We start from the raw sequence: 15,119 nt of genomic DNA on the forward strand, positions 1-15,119 counted from the left end.
TGCACATAACATACAGACCGCCTTTCTTTATATGTAAGGAAATGATTTAGTTTTCTCCCTGCAAAGCGTCGTAACCTTCTTCTCCGGTACGAACCTTGATTACATTCTCAACACCATAGACAAAGATCTTGCCATCGCCGATGCTTCCTGTATAAAGCGCTTTCTTTGCTGCCTTTACAACGGTAGCAACCGGAACCTTGCTGACAACGACTTCCACCTTTACCTTCGGAAGCAATGTCATATCCATCTTAACACCACGATAGTACTTCGTCTGACCCTTCTGGGCACCACATCCAAGTACCTGTGTGACTGTGATACCTGTTACACCGGCATCGTTCAAAGCATTCTTCAGATCCTCAAACTTATTCTGCTTACATATGATAGAAATCTTTGTAAGCTTGACATCCGAAGCAACACCTGTGCCACCACTCATAACCTGAACCGGAACTGCCTCATCCTCAGGTACTGCATTCTCCGAAATCACAGGAGTTGATACCGTTGTCGTACCATCGCTGCTGATGTGATCGCCATATGTCATGAATCCTGCATAAGCTGTCTCTAAGCCATGCTCAGTTGCATCCAGACCTGTGATTTCCTCCTCAGCGGATACACGCAGACCAAAGATTTTCTTAATTACAAGGAATGTGATTGTAATTGTAACAGCTGTCCATGCTGCTGTTGCAAGCATACCTGTCAACTGAATACCAAGGAGCTTGAATCCTCCACCATAGAAGAGACCAAGTAATTTGTCACCATTTGCATCTGCAAGAGAATAGGTAGGTGTACTGTCTGTAGCAAAAAGTCCAACTGCGATAGTACCCCAGATACCATTCATCATGTGAACAGCTACTGCACCAACCGGATCATCGACACGGAGCTTGTTATCAAGCAGCCATACACCAAATACTACGAGTACACCGGATACCGCACCGATTACAATTGCGCCAGTCGCATCTGCAACATCACATGGTGCTGTGATTGCTACCAGACCTGCCAGAGATGCATTCAGACACATAGATACATCCGGCTTACCATAACGAATCCATGTAAAGATCATACATACCACTGTTGCAACAGAAGGAGCAATCGTTGTTGTTGTGAAGATCGCACCAAGCTGTGGAACCGATGTTGCGGCTGCACCATTAAATCCATACCAGCCAAGCCACAGGATAAATACACCAAGTGCACCAAGCGCTAAGTTATGTCCAGGGAATGCACCAACCTTGATGCTTCCATCCTTCTGCTTCTTAAACTTACCAATACGTGGTCCAAGGATAGCTGCTCCAATCAGGGCACAGATACCACCAACCATGTGGATACAGTTCGAACCGGCAAAATCGTGGAAGCCCATCTTAGACAACCAGCCGCCGCCCCATGTCCAGTGTGCTTCAATCGGATAGATGACTGCAGAGATTACTGCGGAGTAAACACAGTAGGATAAGAACTTGGTTCTCTCTGCCATCGCTCCGGATACGATTGTTGCTGTCGTAGCACAGAACACTAAGTTAAATACGAAGTTTGACCAATCAAAATTTGCATAATTTGTGAAGATATCAAAGCCAGGCTTACCTACAATACCTGCCACATCCTCACCTAAGAACAAACCGAAACCGATCAGGATAAACATCACGGTACCGATACAGAAGTCCATCAGGTTCTTCATGATGATGTTACCAGTGTTCTTCGCTCTGGTAAATCCTGCCTCCACCATCGCGAAACCTGCCTGCATCCAGAATACCAACGCCGCACCGATTAAGAACCAGACGCCGTAGACTTCACTTGAAATTGCATTCATAATTTCTTCTGTCATAATCATTTCCTCCTCATCTCGTCAAATTCTTTTGTTAAGTCTGCTAGCTCTTCTCACTCAACATGTTGTCATTATACTTAATAAAATTAATTTGTCAAACAGTTTTACCAAGTCATTTCTTCATATATTGTAATTATATCAAGTATATTCTTGTTTTTACATTCGTTTCTCAAGTGCAAGTAATGAAAACGATTAATTTTTGAAAGTGCAATCGCGGATCGTTAACAATTTTTTAAGTTTAATAGAAAAAAAGAAGCAAAAATGCATTTTTGCTTCTCTTTTTCTATCGCATTAGCCGTTTTACTTCCTTTTATCAAGTTCGTGATCTTTGTTTCTCTGAGAATCAACCTTCATATTTCCTTCCAGTTACTTTTGGTTCACTTTTAAGTGTTTCTTCAGTTCTTCCCAGTTATTTCCCATATTGTTCTTGTCAGGCGCCGATACAAAATAAAACTGCATATGAATGGAATCCCCATTTACTATAAAATAATTCTGTCCGGTTCCCTTACATATCGGTTCACCTTTCGCATACAATTCCACGAATTCCGTCTGTGCTGCGGTCAGACAATTCTTCGCGTTCAGTATGTCCTGATTCTTCTTTGCCTTATCTATATAACCGAGCAATGCCGGTACCAGAATTGCTGCAAGAATTGCCAATATCACGATCACAACAATTAATTCTACCAATGTAAATCCTTTGTTTTTCATGCTCCTTCTCATGCAATCCCCCCTGTTATAGAAGAATTTTCTATTTGTAATATCGGTAATTTATCATATTTATGTACTTATTTACAGAATATTAATGTAAAATGGCAAAAAAAGAATCGGGCAGGCCGGCTCCTGCTCGATTCTTTTTTATCAATTTTTATTTTAGCTTTTACTTTTCCGGTGTGTTATACCCGTCCGGGTTCATAGACTGCCACTTCCACGAATCTGCGCACATCTCATCAATATCATACTGTGCTTCCCATCCAAGTTCCTTCTTCGCAAGGCTTGCATCGGAATAACAGGTTGCGATATCACCTGCCCGGCGAGGCTTGATCTCATATGGAAGCTCCTTTCCACATGCCTTACTGAACGCATGGATTACATCGAGTACACTGTATCCCTTTCCGGTTCCAAGGTTGTATACCTTAACACCCGGATTTTCCTTAATCTTATTGATAGCTGCCACATGTCCCTTCGCAAGATCAACAACATGAATATAATCACGCACGCCTGTACCATCCGGTGTATCGTAATCATCACCAAATACACCTACACAAGGAAGCTTGCCGATTGCCACCTGTGCCACATACGGAAGCAGGTTGTTCGGGATTCCCTTCGGATCTTCGCCGATCAGACCGCTCTTATGTGCACCGATCGGGTTGAAGTAACGAAGCAGAATCACATTCCACTCAGGATCTGCAAACTGAATGTCTGTCAGGATCTGCTCTAACATATGCTTTGTCCAGCCATATGGGTTTGTACATACACCCTTCGGGCATTCCTCTGTGATAGGAATAAATGCCGGATTGCCATAAACCGTTGCAGATGAAGAGAAAATAATATTCTTACATCCATTCTCGCGCATAACCTTGCACAGATTCAATGTACCTGCGATATTGTTCTCATAATATTCCAGAGGCTTGCGCACAGACTCACCAACTGCCTTGAGTCCCGCAAAATGAATCACGGTATCCGGTTGTTCCTTTGCAAATATCTCTGTCATTTTGTCATAATCCCGGATATCCGCTTCATAGAATACCGGTGTCTTACCTGTAATCTGCCCGATCCGATCTACTGCCTTCTCACTTGCATTATAAAGGTTATCAACAATCACTACATCGTAACCTGCCTCAAGCAGCTCCACGCATGTATGACTTCCAATATAACCTGCACCACCTGTTACTAAAATCTTCATAGTCTGCGTACCACCTTTCTTGTTTTGCTTTTATTTCTGGAATATGTAATTAATTCTACATATTTACATTCTATTTCTATAAACTCCCCAGCATTTTGTATTCTACCATATATGGACTGCGTCAGCAAACAATTCCAGTCTCCTGAAAAGTTCCAATTATACACAAAGCTGCGAAATCCAAAAAGAGGGGAGGGGAATGGATCTCGCAGCTTCGTCACATAAAAAGGGGGGAGAGGGGGTTAACTTCTTTCGAAGTTTTTTCTTTTGTTGTTGATATTATAATACATAACTTCTGACAAGAATAAAATTGAAAATTTTTGGATGTTTCTTGAAGATTTTTGGATGTTTTTGAAAAAATGTGATTTATCACAGTTCATATATTACTTCTGGCACATTATCAAACTCTCCTATCATTTTTATTGCTATCATACCATAATTATGTTAGTATCATTTCATATGGGTAAATATGATTTCACAAAGTATCTGCCCCTGTTTATTTATCAGAAACAGATTACCAGTTATGAAATAAGGAGTTAATACGAATATGAATTGTATCGTTGCACAATCTGGCGGACCGACAGCCGCCATCAATGCGTCTCTCGCCGGCGTTGTAGCCGCTGCCAGAGACTTCGGAATATATGATAATATTTATGGTGCGATTCACGGAATTCAGGGCGTGTTGAAGAAACATTTTCTGGATTTGTCAGATAAGGATGACGCGTTCATCCACAGGCTTGCGCGCACGCCAGCCATGTACCTTGGATCCTGCCGGTTCAAGCTACCGGATATGAACGAGGACGTTTCGATATACGAGGAAATCTTCTCGATCTTCAAGGAGATGAACATCGGGGCATTCTTCTATATCGGTGGAAATGATTCAATGGATACTGTTGCCAAGCTGTCCGCTTACGCCGCTTCCATTGACAATGACATCCGTATCATCGGTGTGCCTAAGACCATCGACAACGATCTGATCATGACGGATCATACACCGGGATTTGGCTCTGCTGCCAAGTACATTGCAAGTTCGATCCGCGAAATTGCCTATGACACCTATATCTACGATTTGGAGAGTGTCAATATCATCGAGATCATGGGACGGGATGCCGGCTGGCTGACTGCAGCTTCCGTACTTGCAAGAAATGAATTCAGCCTTGCTCCTCATCTGATCTATCTGCCGGAGGTTGCCTTCGACAAGGAACAGTTCATCACAGACTTAAAAGAAAAGGTAAAAAAATATAAGAATGTTATCGTCGCCGTCTCCGAGGGAATCCGTGACAAGGACGGCAACTACATCTCTGCTACCGATGCTGCCGCTGACAAGTTCGGGCACGCACAGTTGAGCGGTGCCGGAAAGACGCTGGAATACCTCGTGAAGGAAAAGCTTGGCATCAAGGTGCGTTCCGTCGAAGTCAATGTCCTGCAGCGTTGTGCCGGACATATGGCAAGTATGACAGACTTGACGGAATCTTTCCTCTCTGGCAAACACGCAGTTGTGCTTGCCAAGAACGGAGAAAGCGCACAGATGGTAAGTCTGCACCGTCTGTCCGATGCACCATATACCTACGAGCTTTCCAATACTCCAGTCAGCGAAGTTGCCAATCAGGCGAAGGAAGTGCCTATCTCCTGGATTACGCCTGACCACCACGACGTGACTAAAGAAATGATTGCGTATCTGAAACCGCTCGTCGCTGGGGAAGTTCCAACAGACTATGCGGATGGCATCGCGGACTACTTGGATGTTTCGCATCTGACGAAGGTTGGTTGTAAGTAAAACCCGAAGTTCAATACATTAAAATGAAATTCGCTCAGATATACTGTATTGCAGTTAAGAATTACTAGGCACTCCTAATTTATATAATGACAATATACGCAACCGTTGCCAATTCGCCATCCATGGCTCAGTGGCAACTTGCTTGAACATCGTGTTCAAGCATTGCTGCTATATAGAAGGAGTCCCAAGTAATTCTAAAACTGCAAACATATCATATCTGAGCGAATTCCATTTTTTTTGCATTGTCCTCCGGGTTTTATCTACAATAAGGTCGCTTCGAAAGATGCAAACATGCCTCTTGGTAAGTACCTCTTTAATACATCTATATCTTCTCCATACTTCAAGGTTGTGACATTCATTCTGAATGGAATTGGCGCATCCGCACAATCATAAATAAGAATGTGTGCATGCATGTTTGCCAACCTTCGATACGATAATATGAATTGCACACATAATATAAGCCATCAACAGACCATTGGAGCACATCAGCACTTAGCGATTGGAGGGACAATTTGAAAAATTGTTTCTCCAGAGCTTAGTGTCTGTTATGTGCGGAAGTGAGCGAAAGCGCGTCTGTAGATGGCTTTATATTACTGTGTGCAATTCTTATTAAATTTTCATAGGTTGGCAAACATGCCTCTAGAAATCATTTGAGTAGCCATTGAGGAATGTGTCAACTTCCTTCGCTGCGTCACGTCCTTCGCGGATTGCCCATACAACCAGCGACTGTCCACGGTGCATATCGCCGCACGTGTACACCTTATCCACGTTCGTCTTGTGCGCACCCGGAGCGGTCTCCACATTCGTACGCGCATTCAGCTTCACGCCGAACGCATCTGCCACATACTTCTGTGTGCCGAGGAATCCGGCTGCAATCAGAATCAGATCACACTCGATTGTGTACTCGCTGTCCGGGATTTCCTTCATGTTCATACGTCCGGTCTCCGGATCTTTCTCCCATGCAAGCTTCACGCATTTTGCTGCACAAACCTGACCGTCCTTGTTCTTCACAATCTCTTTCACCGTTGTCTCATAGATACGTGGATCGTGTCCAAACTTTGCGATCGCCTCCTGCTGACCATAATCGGTCTTCAGGACTTTCGGCCACTCCGGCCATGGGTTGTTCGCTGCACGTGTCTCAGGAAGCTTCGGCATCATCTCAAGCTGTGTCACAGCAACCGCACCCTGACGGATGGATGTTCCGACACAGTCATTTCCGGTGTCACCGCCACCGATGACAAGTACCTTTTTACCCTTGGCACTGACATATTTTCCATCTGCAAAATTCGAATTGAGCAGGCTTCTCGTTGTTGTCTTTAAGAAATCAACGGCGAAATAAATGCCCTTCGCATCACGCCCGGTTACCTTGATATCACGCGGGTTCGATGCGCCACACGCAAGGACAACTGCATCGTATTCTTCGAGCAGCTTCTCCGCCTTTACGTTCTTCACTTTGGCATCGGTCAGATACGCTGCCATCTCATCGCACTTGGCAACTGCCGGGCTTAAGTTATTCTTTCCATTTGCAATTTCTGTTCCGGTTACGAACTCGATGCCAGTCTTCTTCAGACACTCGATCTTGCGGTCGATAATCTGCTTTTCCAGCTTCATGTTCGGAATACCATACATCAGAAGTCCACCGAGACGGTCACTACGCTCGAATACCGTTACCTGATGACCTCGGCGGTTCAACTGATCAGCGGCTGCAAGTCCGGACGGACCGGAACCAACGATGGCAACGCGCTTCCCGCTTCGCACCTTCGGCGGCTCGCAATTCACATAACCCTTCTCGTAAGCATTTTCGATGATGCTGCGTTCATTTTCCTTGGTGCAGACCGGCTCCCCATTGATATTACAGGTACATGCCGCCTCGCAGAGTGCCGGGCAGACACGACTTGTAAATTCCGGAAAGTTATTCGTCTTGGAGAGGCGCTTATACGCCATCTCCATATTTCCTGTATACACGTTATCATTCCACTCCGGCACGAGGTTATTGAGCGGACAGCCGGACGCCATACCGGCAATCATCTTGCCATATTGGCAGAATGGCACACCACAGTCCATACAACGTGCCGCCTGTTTACGCTGCTCTTCCATCGAAAGCGGCTCATGGAACTCGCTAAAATTTTTTATACGCTCAAGAGGCGGTACTTCCTTGCTGGTCTGTCTTTCATACTCCATAAATCCTGTACTTTTTCCCATAAGTCATACGCTCCTCTCTTAATGATTCTTGATTGCATAGAATGCTTCGATCAACGCCTGCTCGCTGGAAAGTCCCTTGACTTCCATCTGACCGATTGTTGACATCATCTTCTTGTAATCATGTGGGATAATCTTCTTAAATTTCGGCAGGTACTCCTCGAAATGCTCAAGCACTTCCTTACCGCGCTTGGAATTCGTACACTGAACATGCTCCACGATCATGTCCTTCAATTCCATAACATCGTATTTATCAACGACAGACTCAACCTCGACCATCTGCTTGTTGAGCTTCATATAGAGATCACTGTCCATATCAAGTACATATGCGATACCGCCGCTCATACCAGCCGCGAAGTTCTTACCGGTTGGTCCAAGGATCACGACGCGTCCACCTGTCATGTACTCGCAGCCATGCTCGCCGACACCCTCGACAACTGCCGTTGCACCAGAGTTACGAACGGCAAAACGCTCACCGGCAACACCGTTGATGAATGCCTTACCGGAAGTTGCACCATAGAGTGCTACATTTCCGACGATGATATTCTCGGATGCATCATAACGGATGCCATCCTGTGGGTAGACGATGATCTTACCACCGGAAAGCCCCTTACCGATATAATCGTTGCTGTCGCCGACCAGTTCCAGTGTGAGTCCCTTCGGGATAAATGCACCGAAGCTTTGTCCACCGCTGCCGTGGCATTTGACAACAAATGTATCCTCATCCAGAGTTGTTCCATATTTCTTCGTAATCTCAGAACCGAAGATCGTACCGAGTGAACGATTGATATTCGATACGTCAATCTCGATCGTCTTCTTCTGCTTCTTCTCGAGTGCCGGTCCAAGCTTCTTCATAAGAACCGTCTCATCGACAGTCTTCTCAAGTTCGAAGTTATAAGGATTCTTATTCGCATAACTAATCTTGCTCTGTGCATCATTTGCAAATGGATTGTCTATGATACGGGACAGATCTACATTATATTCCTCAGCCATCTTGCCGGCCTTGATCAGGTCTGTTCTTCCTACCAGTTCATCCACCGTACGCACACCTAGCTTTGCCATATATTCACGAAGCTCCTGTGCAGCAAACCGCATAAAATTCATGACATATTCCGGCTTACCCTTGAACCGTTTCCGAAGCTCCGGGTTCTGTGTAGCCACGCCGACCGGACAGGTATCCAGATTACATACACGCATCATGACACAGCCCATTGTTACAAGCGGTGCTGTTGCAAATCCGAACTCCTCCGCGCCGAGGATTGCCGCGATTGCAATATCACGGCCGGTCATCAGCTTACCATCGGTCTCTAGAATTACCTTATTACGAAGGTCGTTCATGATCAGCGTCTGGTGTGTCTCAGCCAGGCCAAGTTCCCAAGGAAGTCCTGCATGATGGATGGAGTTTGCCGGAGCAGCGCCCGTACCTCCATCATAACCGGAGATCAGGATAACCTGTGCGCCCGCCTTTGCAACACCGGCTGCGATCGTACCGACGCCAGCTTCCGATACAAGTTTTACCGAGATACGTGCATCTGTATTTGCATTTTTACAATCATAGATCAACTGTGCCAGATCCTCGATCGAATAGATATCGTGATGTGGCGGTGGTGAGATCAGACCTACACCAGGTGTTGAATGTCTGGTCTTGGCGATCCAAGGATATACCTTTCCGCCCGGCAGATGTCCACCTTCACCCGGCTTTGCTCCCTGTGCCATCTTGATCTGAATCTCTTTCGCACTTGTCAGATATTCGGAAGTAACTCCGAAACGTCCGGAAGCAACCTGCTTGATGGCAGAGCAGCGGTTCACGCCGTCCTCGCTTCCACGCATACGCTCTAAGCTCTCGCCACCTTCACCGGAGTTTGACTTACCGCCGAGACGGTTCATGGCGATTGCCATACACTCATGCGCTTCCTGCGAGATGGAACCATAAGACATCGCACCGGTCTTAAATCTCTTTACAATGGAATCAACCGGTTCTACCTGATCGATCGGGATTCCACCATTCTCCGGATAATTGAACTCCATCAGTCCACGCAGATGGAATGCTTTTTCTTCATCGTCAATCGCTGCAGAATACTGCTTGAACAGACCATAGTTATCCGTCCAGGTTGCCTGCTGCAGAAGATGAATCGTATTCGGATTGTACAGATGCTCCTCTTTTCCGCTCCGCATCTTGTGACTTCCGATACTCTCTAAACTTAGGTTCGTATACAATCCAAGCGGATCAAACGCAGAGTTATGCAATTCCTCTACATGACGCTGGATATCTTTGATTCCGATGCCACCGACACGGCTTACTGTATTCGTGAAATATTTCTTCACAAATTCCTCGGACAGTCCGACCGCCTCGAAAATCTGTGAACCCTGGTAGGACTGCACCGTAGAAATACCCATCTTCGATGCAATCTTTACGATACCATGCAGAACTGCGCTGTTGTAATCGTTGACTGCTGCATAAAAATCCTTGTTCAGGAAATGCGTATCAACCATGTCCTTGATCGTATCAATTGCCAGATATGGGTTGATTGCACAAGCTCCATAGCCGAGCAAGGTTGCAAAATGATGTACCTCACGTGGCTCTGCACTCTCAATAACCAGTGCAACCGAAGTACGCTTCTTCGTCCGGACCAGATGCTGCTGCATTGCAGATACCGCAAGCAGAGACGGAATCGCTACGTGGTTCTCATCGACGCCACGATCCGATAAGATCAGGATATTTGCACCATCTCGGAAGAATTTATCTGCCTCAACAAAGATTCGGTCGATTGCCTTCTCCAGGGATGTATTCTTATAATACGTAATTGGCACAACGGCTGCCTTCAAGTTCTCTGTGTTCAGGTTCTTGATCTTCAACATATCTGTATTCGTCAGAATCGGATTGTTGATACGAAGCACCCGGCAGTTCTCCGGCTTTTCTTCAAGAATATTACCATCACGTCCAAGGTACACAGTCGTTGAGGTAACAATTTCCTCACGGATTGCATCGATTGGCGGGTTTGTTACCTGCGCAAACAGCTGATGGAAATAATTAAACAATGGCAATTTCTGATGGGAGAGCACAGCAAGCGGTGTATCATCACCCATTGCTGCAATTGCCTCGGCTCCATTCTGCGCCATTGGAAGAATCGCAGTCTTAAACTCCTCATAGGTATAACCAAATGCTTTCTGCAGACGGCTTCTCTCCTCGTCGGAAAGCTCCGGCACACGCTCATTCGGAATCGGAATATCGGTCAGATATGTCAGGTTGCTGTCGAGCCATTCACCATATGGCTGTGCATTTGCATACTGGTTTTTCAGCTCGTCATCGGAGATCAGCTTTCCTGCCTTCGTATCGACAAGAAGCATCTTACCCGGACGCAAACGATCCTTCATCACAACATGCTCCGGTGCGATATCCAGGACACCGACCTCTGAAGAAAGAATCAGATAATCATCATCGGTAATATAATAACGGGAAGGACGAAGTCCGTTACGGTCAAGCACGGCGCCCATGTAATCGCCATCAGTAAAGAGCATAGATGCCGGTCCATCCCAAGGCTCCATCATCGTTGCATAATACTGATAGAAATCACGTTTTGCCTTCGGCATATATTTATTGGAATCCCAAGGCTCCGGAATCAGGATCATAACTGCCAGCGGAAGCGGCATACCGTTCATAACGAAGAACTCCAGTGCATTGTCAAGTCTTGCAGAATCCGAACCATCCGGATCAAGCACCGGCGTGATCTTATGGAACTCACCTTTAAAATACTCGGAATCCATCGTCTCTTCACGGGCGATCATACGATCTTCGTTACCACGGATCGTGTTGATCTCGCCATTGTGAACCAAGAAACGGTATGGATGTGCACGCAGCCAGCTCGGCGTTGTGTTCGTAGAGAATCTGGAATGTACCAGACCGATGGCTGACTCATAATCCTCATCCTGCAGATCCTGATAGAATAACCGGAGCTCGCCTACCAGGAACATCCCTTTATATACGATTGTACGACTTGAAAGAGATGGCACATACGTATCTTCATTTGACTGCTCAAATACACGACGTACTACGAACAGCTTCCGGTCAAAATCAAGTCCCCGCTCCACGTTCTTCGGACGCTTCACGAATGCCTGCATAATATATGGCATAACAGCGACAGCCTTATGTCCAAGGATGCCTGGATTCGTCGGAACCTTTCTCCAGCACAAGAATTCCAATCCTTCCTTCTCCACGATGATCTCGAACATCTTCATTGCCTGCTTACGCTGAAGCTCATTCTGTGGAAAGAAGAACATACCGATACCATAATCACGTTCCTCTCCAAGCTCCACGCCAAGCTCGTTCGCTGCCTTCTTAAAAAACTTATGTGAGATCTGAAGCAATATACCAACACCGTCACCGGTCTTTCCTTCTGCATCCTTACCGGCACGATGTTCCAGATTCTCCACAATCCGAAGTGCATCGCTGACTGTCTTGTGTGTCTTAATACCCTTAATGTTTACTACTGCACCAATACCGCAGTTATCATGTTCAAAGCTGCTATCATACATGCCTTGCTCTGCGATATGCGCTCTTTCATCTCTTATCTGCGTCATGCTTGTCTTTCCTTTCTCAAAAAATCTGTTGCTGGCGAAAATAAAGCAAAACTTATTTTTTACTTTGTTTTCTCAACTCATGCGCCTATAATACAACACTTTATTCGAAATGTAAACCATTTTTTGTATATTTGTGGAAAATAACAAGCAAATACATATTTTCACGAAGGTTTTTCACTATCATTTCAAATTACATATATTTATTACGCAAAAAGAAACGCGTCTTTCGCAGTATTCTGTAAAAAACGCGTTTCTTCTATATATAATATAATTTAATTATAATTGTTTTACTCTGATGGTGGATTAAAGACATTCATATCTATCTCTTGTGCCCCAACGCCTGTTTCATTCTGTAAAGATCCACTGATTTCCTGCACCTTTGAAGTTGGCGTATATCCATCTGTTCCAAATAGGAACTGATGCAAAGCAGATACATTGTTTGTCAAATCTGCCGGAACTAACACTGCTCCCTTTGCTTCTGTTGTCACTGGTGTATAAGCCATTGGGAATCCAATTGTATCTCCAAGGTTATAATCAAACATATCCTTGGCAAGACTCATCAGTTCTTTCTTTGTCAAACTTGTATAGATGTTCGGGAACACATCATCAATGATGCTATTGATCGTTGACAGATCGGAACTCTTGGCCTTCTGGATCATCTTTGCAATGACAGTTCTCTGTCTCTCCGTACGGGTGATATCTCCCTGATCTGTACTACGGATACGCGCCCAGCCAGTTGCCTGTGTACCATTCAGCAACTGTGTTCCGGATGAAAATACACCGTCGGAATATTCTCCTGAAATACCAATCTGTTCTGTAATACATGCGTTCAGCATCTCAAGCTCTGCATCGCGGACATCAATCGTAATTCCGCCCAGATCATCAATTGCCTGTGCCAATGCTGTGAAGTTCACTGTTACAAAATCTGTAATCTCCAAATCAAGATTCGCATTCAATGCACGAACTGCCATCTCAGGACCACCATATGCATACGCATGTGTAATCTTCGTTGTGATACCACCTTCATAATCAACCTGAAGCAGGGAATCACGATATACCGAAGCCAGTTTTACTTCCTTTGTATCATTGTTGATACTTGCTATGATAATGGAATCACTTCGATTTCCTTCTGCCATCGAAGCAGTGCTTCTGGAATCAATACCAAACAGTGCAATCGTACGGAAACCTTTCTGCGCTTCATTTGCATCTTCATTGATATCCAGGTTCTCTTTACTGTCATCCCAATTCTGCGGACGATTGATATTGTCCAGTTTCCGATTGGCATAAAAGAAAACATATCCTACAACCATGAAAAGCATTACGACGATTTCTACCAGAAATGCAATTCCCCATTTGGCATTTGCACTCATTCCTGCCTTTTTCTTGCTCATTTTTTTATCCTTCCATCTATAAAATTTTATTATGATCAAAACTATTTACCTATCATACATGATTCTTGAAAAAATTACAATATTCTTTTATGTGTTTTGATGAGATTTCAAAAAACTTTCATATTTTAATTATTGTAAACCCCAGATACCTATGCTATACTAAATTAAATTTTGACTATTTATATAGGGAAGGAATTATTTTATTTTCATGAATTTTGAGGAACGAAAGAATCTGTTGGCGGGGAAAAAACAGTCTCATATACTCGATTTTTACGACCAGCTGAATGATGAAGAAAAACATATCTTACTGTCACAAATCGATGCGATCGATTGGGATTTTCAGCAGGCATTCCAGAACAAAGACCACCCTTCTTCCGATACTGAAATCGAAGAAATCGACGCATTACATATACAGCAGATCATAGCACAAAGGGATACATTTCAAGCGATTGGTCTGGATGCTATTCGAGAGGGAAAGCTTTGCCTGTTACTGCTTGCTGGCGGACAAGGAACACGTCTGGGATTCGATAAACCAAAGGGTTGCTTTAATATTGGTATCCACAAAAAATTATATATTTTTGAGCTTTTGATTGCCCACACACTGGAGGTCGTTCATGCAGCGCATGCGTGGATTCCACTCTACATTATGACAAGCAATATCAATTACAAGGATACTGTTAATTTCTTTGAGGCGCACAACTACTTCGGTTATCGTGCGGAATATGTTCACTTCTTTGTGCAGGAATTGAATCCTGCCACAGATTTAGATGGAAAAATTCTGTTAAAGTCGAAATACGAGTTAGCTTTATCTCCAAACGGTAACGGTGGCTGGTTTTCTTCCATGCATAAAGCAGGCCTGCTAGACACAATCTTCGAATCTAATCTGGAATGGATCAATGTATTCTCCGTTGACAACGTACTCCAACGCATTGCTGATCCGGTATTTCTTGGTGCCACGATTGCAAGCGGCAAAATGAGTGGTGCAAAAGTTGTACGAAAAGCCTTTCCGGAAGAAAAAGTCGGTGTTATGTGCAAGGAAAATGGAAAACCTCATATCATCGAATATTATGAAATGAACGAGGAAATGTTAAATAAACGACTTCCGGATGGAAGTCTTGCCTATGGATTTGGTGCAATTTTAAATTATCTTTTTCCAATCCATCGCTTAAAGGAAACTCTGGATCAGGCAATGCCTTTGCATGTAGTTAAGAAAAAAGTACCTCACATTGATAAAAATGGAGTTCTGATTATTCCTGATGAGCCAAACGCCTATAAATATGAGACACTGGCGCTGGATCTGATTCACAAAATGGACGACTGTCTGATCTTCGAGGTTGAACGTGAAAAAGAATTTGCACCTGTAAAAAATAAGGAAGGCGTCGATTCTGTGGATACCGCGCGTGTTCTTCTAGAAAAAAACGGCTATACACTTTAATTTATACAGCTATAAAAATGGAAGCATTT

8 protein-coding genes are annotated in these 15,119 nt (G+C 44.4%); 2 read left to right on the forward strand and 6 right to left on the reverse strand.

Annotation, left to right across the window (positions count from 1 at the left end; genetic code table 11):
* Positions 1-46: 46 nt before the first annotated feature.
* From ACZQK9_RS05875 to galE, 3 genes are all read right to left on the reverse strand, one after another.
* Positions 47-1,810 carry an ammonium transporter gene (locus tag ACZQK9_RS05875; protein ID WP_483269955.1) on the reverse strand — a complete coding sequence of 588 codons (1,764 nt, stop codon included), beginning with the start codon at positions 1,808-1,810 and terminating at the stop codon, positions 47-49.
* 366 nt (positions 1,811-2,176) lie between these two features.
* A complete protein-coding gene (locus tag ACZQK9_RS05880; protein WP_483269956.1) occupies positions 2,177-2,518 on the reverse strand; it encodes a type II secretion system protein in 342 nt (113 codons plus the stop codon).
* Positions 2,519-2,687: 169 nt separating this feature from the next.
* Entirely contained in the window at positions 2,688-3,713 is a 1,026-nt protein-coding gene (gene galE, locus ACZQK9_RS05885; RefSeq protein WP_178018413.1) for a UDP-glucose 4-epimerase GalE, read from the reverse strand.
* 544 nt (positions 3,714-4,257) lie between these two features.
* Here galE and ACZQK9_RS05890 point away from each other — a divergent pair.
* Positions 4,258-5,487 carry a 6-phosphofructokinase gene (locus ACZQK9_RS05890; RefSeq protein ID WP_483269957.1) on the forward strand — a complete coding sequence of 410 codons (1,230 nt, stop codon included), beginning with the start codon at positions 4,258-4,260 and terminating at the stop codon, positions 5,485-5,487.
* Positions 5,488-6,126: 639 nt separating this feature from the next.
* Here ACZQK9_RS05890 and ACZQK9_RS05895 read toward each other — a convergent pair.
* From ACZQK9_RS05895 to ACZQK9_RS05905, 3 genes are all read right to left on the reverse strand, one after another.
* A complete protein-coding gene (locus ACZQK9_RS05895) occupies positions 6,127-7,689 on the reverse strand; it encodes a glutamate synthase subunit beta (RefSeq protein WP_483269958.1) in 1,563 nt (520 codons plus the stop codon).
* 18 nt (positions 7,690-7,707) lie between these two features.
* Positions 7,708-12,264, reverse strand: coding sequence for a glutamate synthase large subunit (gene gltB / locus ACZQK9_RS05900; protein ID WP_483269959.1), 4,557 nt, complete (start codon positions 12,262-12,264; stop codon positions 7,708-7,710).
* A gap of 287 nt (positions 12,265-12,551) precedes the next feature.
* On the reverse strand, positions 12,552-13,655 hold the full coding sequence (locus tag ACZQK9_RS05905; protein WP_178017437.1) for an LCP family protein: 1,104 nt from the start codon (positions 13,653-13,655) through the stop codon (positions 12,552-12,554).
* Positions 13,656-13,863: 208 nt separating this feature from the next.
* On the opposite strand from ACZQK9_RS05905, the gene ACZQK9_RS05910 reads away from it, so the two are divergent.
* Positions 13,864-15,090, forward strand: a complete 1,227-nt coding sequence (locus ACZQK9_RS05910) for a UTP--glucose-1-phosphate uridylyltransferase (RefSeq protein ID WP_483269960.1) — start codon at positions 13,864-13,866, stop codon at positions 15,088-15,090.
* Positions 15,091-15,119 lie beyond the last annotated feature (29 nt).

This window comes from Wujia sp. (assembly GCF_056872695.1).